The organism is Deltaproteobacteria bacterium, from assembly GCA_022340465.1.
Lineage (GTDB): Bacteria > Desulfobacterota > Desulfobacteria > Desulfobacterales > B30-G6 > JAJDNW01.
Genome location: JAJDNW010000110.1, coordinates 21,404 through 31,228, shown reverse-complemented (window position 1 = coordinate 31,228; position 9,825 = coordinate 21,404). Strand labels below are relative to the sequence as shown.

The window sequence follows — 9,825 nt, the reverse complement described above, 5'->3', positions numbered from 1 at the left end:
TCTATTTTACCATGTTGTTTACCCTGCGGGAAAGCCTGAGGACTTCAGATTCCGCGTTGCTGAGGGTTCGAAGTAAAACACTACGACTTCACCCTCAGACGCCTTGACTCTGAAGCCCTCAGGCTTTTGCAACGCTGGGGTTTAGGCATATCGCCAGTGCTTGGTCAGACTGTCAAGCGCCCGGGCCGTTTCTGCCGGCAGAGGCTCCGGCTGCTTTTCCATTTTCAGAAGCGTCTGCTCGCTCAAGCGTTCTTGAAATCTTCTGCCGCCCTGCTCGAGCCATGCTTCATAATTCGATCGATCGAACAGATTGGAGTACCAGATATCGCGCAAATATTTCAGTGTGTGCTTTTCCTCCATAAAGTGTCCGCCGGGACCGACGCTGTGAATGACATTCAATGCCAGGGTATCTTCGTCTACTTTAATACCCCGGGTGAACTGGTTTATCATCGTGATCACCTCGTTGACCAGAACCATGTAAGCGGGTGAGGCCAGGGAGCCGTGGTCGAGCAGACCGCAGTCATGAATCAGGTTGGCGCCACTGAGCGTAGCAGACTGACAGGAGAATGTGGCCTCGGCAGCCGCCTGAGAGTCCGGCAGTTTGGCGTCGGAGCATCCGGCAGTACCAAAATAGGGCAGTTTGATGAATTGAGCGATCTGTCCGAGGGCGGCGCCCATGAGCACCATCTCCGGCGCACCATAGGAAAAAATAGTCGTGCGCATGTCCATGATCGTGGCAAACGCACCGAAGATAAAGGGCGCTCCCTTGCGAATCAATTGCGTTATTACCAAGCCGGCGAGCGATTCGGCGGCCCCCATGGCGACGACTCCGGCAAAAGAGGCCGGGCCCGTGCTACCTGCCTGAGGGGCCCCATAGCAGATTTGGGGTATTCTTTTTTCAGCACAGAAAATCATCTTTTCCAAAACTTCATCGGTAAACGTGAGCGGAGAAATTGGATCGACCAGCATCACGATCGTCGGGGCGTTTAGAAACTGCTTTTCACTCCCGGAAAAAATGATGGCCATCTCGTAGATCTCTTCAAGGCTTTCGACATCCCCGCAGCAGAAGACCATGGGCTTCGTCGTGTAAGTCATCGCCTCTTTTAAAACGAGTCGATCGGCTAATTTTGGCGGCACATTATCAGCCATGCCGAATGTCATCCCCCACGTATAGTTGGGTAGGACATCGAGAAGGGATGCGGTGGTGCGGCAATCTTCGAGGAAAAATCTGCGTCTTTCCCGAGAGAAGGGTTCGAGGTAATCGATACAGTCGAGACTGGCGCCGAACCAGCTCCTGTTGCGTTCCAGCTTCACCGAGCGATTACCGTCGCGATCACCGAGCACGATACGGGACGGCGCTTTGCGCAACGCGTCTTTGATCATCCAGTCCGGAAGGCGAACAAGATTTTCATCCACGCGGGCGCCGGCATCGTCCAGCAGTGCAAGAATGCGTGGATGGGTGATTTTTACGCCGGTATGCTCCAGTATTTCCAGCGTTGCGGAATAGACTTCATCAAGGTCATCCGGGTGGAGCACATTCAGTCTCGGTTTCATTTTCGGCTCGAACGGCACAGGCATGATTTGACCTCACGTTACGGCATTATTGGTGGGTAGTTGTCAGACAATCAGATGATAGCGTTGACAGATAATGTATTTCGTGTCAAGTAAAAAAAGTGACAGAAACAAATTTTTTATAATGAAAATAGGATATTATAAATCCACACGTCGCATGAAACCATCCGTTAATTACCTTCAATAACGTGCAAAGGCATTTTTTTTCTTGACATACCCTACATAATTGGTAGGAAAGAATCCTATTAAAATAGTAGGAATAGAGTCCGGCCACATCCATTTTCACTGTAAATACTTGTTATACTATATAAATCTGAATGGCTATATTTGGGATCAGATGCGTATTCCCGAGTAGAATGCTCTGTTGGCGTTCATCAATAATTTGTGCTGGAAAAGGTTGGGGCAACCGGCATAACGAAACCATGAGGATGATACCATGGCAAAGAGAGTTTCCCGTCTGTGGCGATTCAGTGCGGTTTGCGCCACTATTTTAATGCTCGTTTCAGGCGGCCTGGCGATGGTTGCTGCCGGTCCGGAGGAAAGCAGCGCACCGGTCGATATTGTTTTCATCGATTTGCCCGACGTTACCGGCGGCCAACAAATGCCGAGCGTCCCCTTTGCCCACGACCGGCACACCCGGGCGCTTGGCGAGAACAAGGACTGCAGCGCCTGCCACCTTCAGCAGAACAATCGTTTTGTTTTCAAATTCAAGCGATTGAAAAATGGAACCCCAGCAGGGGACATGGCCCTTTATCACGAGAACTGCGTCGCCTGTCATACAGAAACCTTGACGTCGGGCAGGAAGTCAGGGCCGCTGGAGGGAAGTTGCCGGTCCTGCCACACCCAGACGGCGCTCAAAGATGCCTCCGCCTGGGAGCCCATCGATTTCGACAAATCCCTGCACTACCGTCACGCTTCATCCAAGGCAATCCAGCCCGGCAAGATGTACGCAGACACAAACTGCAGTGCCTGCCACCATATTTACGACGCAACGATCCGCAAAACCGTTCAACGAAAAGGCACCGAGCAGAGCTGCCTGTACTGTCACAAAGATACGAAGACGGAAAACGCATCATCGATCCGCTGGGCATCACACGCGTCATGTGTCGGCTGTCACCAGCAGCTTAAGGCTCGTTCCGAGAAAGCCGGTCCTGTAACGTGTTCCGGATGTCACGCAAAGGGGGAGCAGGCGAAGATTGCGGTTGTCGAAGTGGTGCCGCGTCTCGAAAGGAATCAACCTGATTGGGTGCTGCTTGCCAGCTGGATGTCGCCTGACGACAACCAGGGGGCCGCTGGCGATTTGGAAGAAGCCCTGGCGGAACACATGAACCCGGTGGCCTTCAATCATCGAGCCCATGAGGGAAAAACCGATGCATGCCGTTCGTGTCACCACGCGTCGCTGACAAGATGCTCGCAATGTCATACGGAAAAAGGGGACGCCAAAGGGGCCGACGTACAGTTGGCCCAGGCCATGCACAGCACGACATCGAACCACAGCTGCATCGGCTGCCACAACCAGGCCACGACAGCCGCGGAGTGTGCCGGCTGCCACTCGCTGCGGCCGAACAAGCCGTCCAGTCAGACGGCATGCGCCCGGTGTCACGCCGTGGACAAGTCCGGCCTGAACCCACTGCCCATGGAGGTGGAAACCAGGGCTGACGCCGCACGTCAGTCACTGGGCGCCCGGGAGCGGGCGAAGTCGAATATGGCGGACGAAAAGATTCCCAGCACAGTAAAAATCGACCGGATGGCGCATACGTACGAGGCCGTTCAATTCCCCCACCGGAAAATTGTGCGCGCCCTCATGGCAGGCGTCAGGGAAAACAAAATGGCGGCTTATTTTCACAAGGACGACCTTACCCTGTGCGCCGGCTGTCATCACAATGCACCGGCAACGCTCCAGCCCAGCAGGTGTGCCGCGTGCCATGGCGAGGCCTTTAAAAACGATCAGGACGGTCGCCCCGGGTTGAAAGGCGCCTACCACGGGCAGTGCATGGGCTGTCATCAGGCAATGGGAATTGAAGAACCAGCGGCCACGGACTGCACAAAATGTCACAAGGAAAAAGCTAAAAGAGGATCTTGAAACAGGATTTGAGGTGGTAATATGGGTATAACCCGGAGAAAATTCCTGGGCTGGATCGGCGCGGCAGCGGGCGCCGGCGCAGTGATGGGCGGCAGTGCATCGGCAGCCTCAACCAAGCATTTCAAAGGCTATCCCGGCAGTTTGGGTGTTTTGCACGATATTACCCGGTGCATCGGCTGCAGGCAGTGTGAACGGGCCTGCAACACCGTCAATGCTCTACCGGAACCGCAACAGCCGTTCGACGACTTGTCTGTTTTGAATCAAGAGCGCCGAACAACCAGTCATGCCTATACGGTCGTCAATCGCTTTCAGGGAGAGGACAAAGCTCACCCGACCTTTGTTAAGATACAGTGCAACCATTGCCTGGAGCCGGCCTGTGCGTCGGTCTGCTTTGTCAAGGCGTTCCGGAAGGACAGGACCGGGGCGGTGACTTACGACGCTTCCCTGTGTGTGGGCTGCCGCTATTGTATGATCGCCTGTCCCTTCAACATTCCCGCCTACGAGTATAATAAGGCCTTTACCCCACGGGTGATGAAGTGCACGCTTTGTCTGCCCCGCATCGAGAAGGGCCTTTTGCCGGGTTGCGTGGCATCCTGCCCCAAGGAGGCCCTGACCTTCGGCCCGCGGGAAAAGTTGATTAAAGAGGCTCGCCGGCGCATTCAGCGCTTTCCGCAAACGTATGTCGACCATATTTACGGCGAAACCGAAATGGGAGGAACCAGTTGGCTGTATCTTTCGGCACGGCCTTTTGGTGAGTTGGGGATGCGTGAGGATCTGGGGATACAGCCCGCACCGAGCCTGACGGCCGGCCCCCTGTCGGCGGTGCCGATTGTCGTGGGGCTGTGGCCGGTGCTGTTGACAGGTATTTATGCCATTTCCAGACGCAAGGATCAGATTGCGGCGCAGGAGCGCATCGAGGCGATCGCGGCAACGGTTGCCGATGCCAATGAAGAGATGAAGGTCAAGTTGGCTGAACTGAAAGATAAAATGAACAAAGAAAAGGAAGCGGCCATCAACCTGGAGGTAAAAAAGGCCCTGGAGGAGGCCGCCAAACCGTCTGAAGCGGAAAAGCAGCCGGCTGAAGAAATTGGTGCTGCCGAGAAGCGCAAGGAGGAAAAGTAAATGTCGCAGGATGACAGACGTGACAAAAAAATACTCACCCCATTCAACGTGGTTGCCGGCATTATCATCCTCGTGGGCTTGGTGTTGACGGTTCTGCGCTTTACCAAGGGGATCGGGGCGGTTACCAACCTGGATGACAACAACCCCTGGGGGTTGTGGATCGGATTCGATCTGCTCTGTGGCGTCGCCCTGGCCGCCGGTGGTTATGTAACGTCCGCCACCTGCTACATCTTCGGCCTGAAACGCTACCACAGCGCTGTCCGGCCGGCGATCCTGACCGCCTTTCTCGGGTACGCCCTTGTCGTATTCGCTCTGCACTACGATGTCGGCCGCCCCTGGCGGCTGCCCTATCCCATTTTTTTCTCGCCGGGTACGACGTCTCTTCTATACGAAGTGGGCCTGTGCGTCTTTCTCTACCTGACCGTCCTGTTCATCGAATACAGCCCGGCCGCTCTCGAATGGCTGGGCTTCAGGAAGACAAGAAACATCATCGTGCGCATGACCCTGGTCTTGACCATTTTGGGGGTCATTCTTTCCACTCTCCACCAGTCATCCCTGGGCGCCCTGTTCATGATCGTACCATCCAAACTGCACCCCCTCTGGTATTCCAGCTACTTGCCGGTCTACTTCTTCGTTTCCAGCATATTTGCCGGCATGTCCATGGTGATCTTCGAGGGCAGTTTGGCGCATCGCTACCTGCATCACAAAATGGATGACGCCCATCTGGCCAAGAGCGAAGGTGTGGCCCTGGGGTTTGCCAAGGCAGCATCCTTCGTGATGATGGGGTATGTGGGCATCAAGGTGATCGGCCTGGCCATCGACAACAACTGGCACTACCTGACCACGGGCTGGGGGGTGTGGTATCTGGTGGAAATGATCGGCTTCGTGGTGTTGCCGGCCTTTGTCTATGCTCTGGCTGCAAGAGAGAGGAACCTGCGCCTTGCGCGGTGGGCCGCCGCCTGGTCGGTTGGGGGGCTGGTGCTGAACCGTCTGAACATATCCATGGTGGCGTTCAACTGGCAGCTGCCTGCAGCCCAAAGATACGTCCCGAGTTGGATGGAAATCGCCATCTCGGTTTTCATCGTTACCGTCGGTGTGGTCGTGTATCGTTTTATCGTTACCCACATGCCGATTTTGTATGAGCATCCCGATTACCGACACGAGCACTAAGGAGAAACCAAATGGAAGGCGTTTTTTACACCTTGCAGGATTTCATGCTGCATTCCAAAAACATCACCTATATCGTAATGGCCGTTGTGTTGATCGCCCTGCCGCTTTTCTGGCGCTTTTTGACCGGCAGGGACGAGAAAAAGCCGACGTATTGATTCGGTGAGCCGTCGGGGTGTTTTTTCTGTCAGCCCCGCTTCCTTCCTTCGAAAGGGCTGGCAGAGCGGGGATGAGAAGGATCCCACGCTAAAACCGCCCGACATATCAGGTTAGGACATTTTGGAGGATTTCATGGTTGGATTGATCACCGGGCCCTTGTTTTGGCTCTCCGTCAGTGTCTTCATTATCGGCATGCTGGTGCGCTTTATCTTGTATTTCAAGGGACTGCACTGGCAGTTGGACAGGGTGGCTTACCGGGCATTTCCCGTTCAGGGACTGAAAGGGGCCTGGCGCTCCATTTACCGGTGGTTGCTGCCCTTCGGTACCCACAGTTGGCGCAAACAGCCTTTCATGACAATCATGTTTTTCGGGTTCCACACCGGTGCGGTTCTGGTACCGCTTTTTCTTCTGGCGCACAACGTTTTTCTGAAAGAAAAAATCGGCATGTCCCTTGTCACGCTGAATCCGACCCTGGCCGACATCCTTACCTGGGGGGTGGTGGTCAGCGCCGTATTTCTGGCCCTCAGGCGCATCGCCCTGCCCGAAGTGAGAATCCTCACGACCGCTTATGACTACCTTATTTTGCTTTTGTCGGTAGCCCCGTTCGTGACCGGGCTTCTGGCGCGCTACGAAGTCGGCAACTATTCATTCTGGCTGATCCTGCACATTCTTTGTGGAGAGGCACTGCTGTTGGCGGCCCCCTTTACCAAGTTGTCGCATATCGTGCTGTTTTTCGCCTCGCGCGCTCAGCTCGGCATGGACTTCGGTATCAAACGCGGGGGGATGAAGGGGAAGGGAATGGCCTGGTAGTGCCCCGCGAGTCGCAACACCGGGGTGAGCAAAGAAAATCGCAACAGTGTGAGCGTGTCTGTTTTTACAAAACGTGCCATGGAAATTATACCAAACCGATGTGTGAGAACTGAACAATAGGGGGCAAAACCCATGCCTGAAGGAACACTCTGCAATAAAAAACCGATAGAAACCGAGGAAGCCCTGAAGGCGCTTCTGTCGGATACCGGCGGGCGGGTCTACTATGAGGAGATGAAGTCGCTCGATGTCGACAGCGCCCTTCTGTGGACAACCATTCGAAACTCCTTGAAGTCCAGGATGAAAACCTGGCTGGAGATATGCGCCCATTGCGGCATGTGCGCCGACAGCTGCTTTCTCTATCTGATCAATGACCGCGACCCCAAACAGGTACCGGCGTACAAAATTCAATCCACGCTGGGGGAGATCGTCAAACGGCAGGGCAAGGTGGACAACGATTTCATGCACATGGCCATGGAAACCGCCTGGGCCAAATGCACCTGCTGCAATCGCTGCGGCATGTACTGCCCTCACGGCATCGATATGGGGATCATGTTCGGTTATCTACGGGGGCTTTTGTACCAGCAGGGATTCGTCCCCTGGGAACTGAAGATCGGCGCCGGCATGCACCGGGTGTATCGGGCGCAGATGGATGTGACCGACGAGGACTTTGTGGAAACCTTCGAATGGATGGTGGAAGAGTATGAAGAGGATTACCCTGGACTCGAGGTTCCGGTCGACGTTGAAAATGCCGACATCCTGTACACGGTGAATGCCAGGGAGGTCAAACATTACCCCGAGGATCTCGCCGAAGCAGCCATTCTTTTTCATCTGGCGGGCGAGAAATGGACCGTGACCTCCAAGGGGTGGGAACAGACAAGCCTTGCCATGTTTGCCGGTGACTGGGCCGCCTGCAAAATGCAGGTGGAAAGCGTCTATGCCGCCATGGAGCGTCTGAAACCCAAGCGCATGGTCGGGACCGAGTGCGGACATGCGCACCGGGCGACGGTTGTCGAAGGTCCCTACTGGGCCGGAAGAAGCAACGGGCTGCCGCCTGTCGAGTCGATTCATTACGTTGAATGGCTGGCCGAGGCATTGCGCAAAGGCAAGCTCAAGGTCGATCCGGCCAAACGGATTAAACGCCCGGTTACCCTTCAGGATTCCTGTAATTACATCCGCAATCACGGTTTAAAGGAAATTACCAGGGAAATCATGAGCTACATCGTCGAACCCGGGTATTTCAGGGATATGGCTCCCAACAGGGAGCACAATTACTGCTGCGGCGGCGGCGGCGGCTTCAACGGGATCGGTATTTATAGGCCCCAGCGAAACAAGGCCCTGATCACCAAACGGGACCAAATCATGAATACCGGTGCCGAATTGGTGGTTGCACCCTGCCACAACTGCTGGGATGCCATTCGTGATCTCGAGGAGGAGTATAAAATCGGTATCGAATGGTCCTTTTTAAAGCCGCTTCTAATCAGCATGGTCGAGGTGCCGGAGCACCTTCAGCCGGACGCATAACAGTGGACCGATCCTTTCACCAGGGCATGAGGTGACCTATGTTTAAAAAAATATTGTTTGCTACATCTGCGACAGAAGCGAGCGACCACGCAGCACGGGTAGCGTTCAACATGGCTCAGAATTACAAGGCCCACATCACCATTTTTCACGTGCTGGGGGTGCCCACCCGTGGGTTCAGCCAGATTGTCATGGATGTAAAAACCAAGGAGAAGGTGGTCCTCGACGACGATTACACCGCCTGGGTTGAAGAGGAAATCAAGACCCATTATGCGGTTCAGCTTGAAACGGCGGATGATTACGACATCAAGGTCACCATCGGGTTCCCGCATCGTGAAATCCTGCGTGAGGCCAGGCAGAGCGCTCCGGATCTTATCGTGCTGGGCGGCAGCACCGGAGATGCGGAGACGTCCGTTTATAAAAAGGGCATGGCGGGCTCCACCCTGCAGCGCGTGTCCAAGGCGGCCCCCTGCCCGGTTCTTGTCGTCAACCGGCCGTCCGCCTCTTTTTGGGGGGGGATGTCCAACATTGTTTTCGGAACGGATTTTTCGAAAGCATCCGATGCCGCCTTTACCTTTGCCTGCAAGCTGGCCAGGGAACTGAACTGCGAAATGCATATTTTCCACGCCCTCGACATCAGCACCATGCACATGGGGCGTCTGCTGACCCAGGACGAAATCGAATCCAGGATAAGGGCGTCTTTGAGGATGATACGCGGCCGATATGTTGCCAAAATCAAAGACGACCTCAACGACTATTCATTCGATGTCTGGGAGGGGGTGCCCTATGTCGAGATTGTAAAATACGCCCGGGAAAAGCACGCGGACCTGATCGTGATGGCCCACCACGCTCAGAAGGTGGGAGAAACGGACGACCGGCTGGGAAGCAATATCGAGCAGGTGATTGTCCGGGCGGGATGCCCGGTTATCAGTGTCAACAGATAAACCCCAACGTTGAGGTAAACCGTAGCGTTCCAACAACAAGACAGCAGAGAGGCGCCGATGAAAAAGAAGATTCTGATTATCGATGATGATCCCAATATCGTTGACTACCTGGTTACACTGTTTGAAGACGAGGGGTACGCAACCTGCTCGGCCGGCAACGCCCAGGAGGGGTTTGACGTTGCCAGAAAGGAACGCCCCGATCTGATTACCCTCGATCTTGAAATGCCCGGAGAGTGGGGGCCGCGGTTTTATCGCAAAATGAGCGAAGTGAAAGAACTCAAGAATACGCCGGTGATCGTCATCACCGGGTTTTCCGGGAGTGAGCATGCTATCGGTAAAGCTGTGGCCAGTTTAACCAAACCGTTCGATCGTGAAGAACTGCTGGCCATTGTCAAGGAATATATATGATTGATGCGCGCTTAACGCATGTGCGCAAGACACGGTTACGGG

At 54.7% G+C, this 9,825-nt stretch carries 9 protein-coding genes; 8 read left to right on the top strand and 1 reads right to left on the bottom strand.

Annotation, left to right across the window (positions count from 1 at the left end; translation table 11 throughout):
- Positions 1–141 precede the first annotated feature (141 nt).
- Complete coding sequence (locus LJE94_15990) at positions 142–1,554, bottom strand: trimethylamine methyltransferase family protein (protein MCG6911606.1); 1,413 nt, start codon at positions 1,552–1,554, stop codon at positions 142–144.
- Between the two features lie 454 nt (positions 1,555–2,008).
- Between LJE94_15990 and LJE94_15985 the strand changes: the two genes are divergently transcribed.
- The 8 genes from LJE94_15985 (at position 2,009) to LJE94_15950 (ending at position 9,783) form a co-directional block, all read left to right on the top strand.
- Positions 2,009–3,655 carry a cytochrome C gene (locus LJE94_15985; protein ID MCG6911605.1) on the top strand — a complete coding sequence of 549 codons (1,647 nt, stop codon included), beginning with the start codon at positions 2,009–2,011 and terminating at the stop codon, positions 3,653–3,655.
- Positions 3,656–3,682: 27 nt separating this feature from the next.
- Positions 3,683–4,777, top strand: coding sequence for a 4Fe-4S dicluster domain-containing protein (locus LJE94_15980; protein ID MCG6911604.1), 1,095 nt, complete (start codon positions 3,683–3,685; stop codon positions 4,775–4,777).
- Positions 4,778–5,947, top strand: a complete 1,170-nt coding sequence (hybB, locus tag LJE94_15975) for a Ni/Fe-hydrogenase cytochrome b subunit (protein MCG6911603.1) — start codon at positions 4,778–4,780, stop codon at positions 5,945–5,947.
- 11 nt (positions 5,948–5,958) lie between these two features.
- Entirely contained in the window at positions 5,959–6,102 is a 144-nt protein-coding gene (locus tag LJE94_15970; protein MCG6911602.1) for a hypothetical protein, read from the top strand.
- A gap of 133 nt (positions 6,103–6,235) precedes the next feature.
- Complete coding sequence (locus LJE94_15965) at positions 6,236–6,913, top strand: hypothetical protein (protein ID MCG6911601.1); 678 nt, start codon at positions 6,236–6,238, stop codon at positions 6,911–6,913.
- 132 nt (positions 6,914–7,045) lie between these two features.
- Positions 7,046–8,434: a 4Fe-4S dicluster domain-containing protein gene (locus LJE94_15960; GenBank protein MCG6911600.1), complete on the top strand. Its 1,389-nt coding sequence runs from the start codon at positions 7,046–7,048 to the stop codon at positions 8,432–8,434.
- Between the two features lie 38 nt (positions 8,435–8,472).
- Positions 8,473–9,375 carry a universal stress protein gene (locus tag LJE94_15955; GenBank protein MCG6911599.1) on the top strand — a complete coding sequence of 301 codons (903 nt, stop codon included), beginning with the start codon at positions 8,473–8,475 and terminating at the stop codon, positions 9,373–9,375.
- Between the two features lie 57 nt (positions 9,376–9,432).
- Positions 9,433–9,783 carry a response regulator gene (locus LJE94_15950; protein ID MCG6911598.1) on the top strand — a complete coding sequence of 117 codons (351 nt, stop codon included), beginning with the start codon at positions 9,433–9,435 and terminating at the stop codon, positions 9,781–9,783.
- Positions 9,784–9,825 lie beyond the last annotated feature (42 nt).

Bases quoted from the DNA above. Each gene is read 5' to 3' on its own strand.
- LJE94_15990 (MCG6911606.1), bottom strand. From the start codon at position 1,554: ATGAAACCGAGACTGAATGTGCTCCACCCGGATGACCTTGATGAAGTC.
- LJE94_15985 (MCG6911605.1), top strand. From the start codon at position 2,009: ATGGCAAAGAGAGTTTCCCGTCTGTGGCGATTCAGTGCGGTTTGCGCC.
- hybB (MCG6911603.1), top strand. From the start codon at position 4,778: ATGTCGCAGGATGACAGACGTGACAAAAAAATACTCACCCCATTCAAC.
- LJE94_15970 (MCG6911602.1), top strand. From the start codon at position 5,959: ATGGAAGGCGTTTTTTACACCTTGCAGGATTTCATGCTGCATTCCAAA.
- LJE94_15965 (MCG6911601.1), top strand. From the start codon at position 6,236: ATGGTTGGATTGATCACCGGGCCCTTGTTTTGGCTCTCCGTCAGTGTC.
- LJE94_15960 (MCG6911600.1), top strand. From the start codon at position 7,046: ATGCCTGAAGGAACACTCTGCAATAAAAAACCGATAGAAACCGAGGAA.
- LJE94_15955 (MCG6911599.1), top strand. From the start codon at position 8,473: ATGTTTAAAAAAATATTGTTTGCTACATCTGCGACAGAAGCGAGCGAC.
- LJE94_15950 (MCG6911598.1), top strand. From the start codon at position 9,433: ATGAAAAAGAAGATTCTGATTATCGATGATGATCCCAATATCGTTGAC.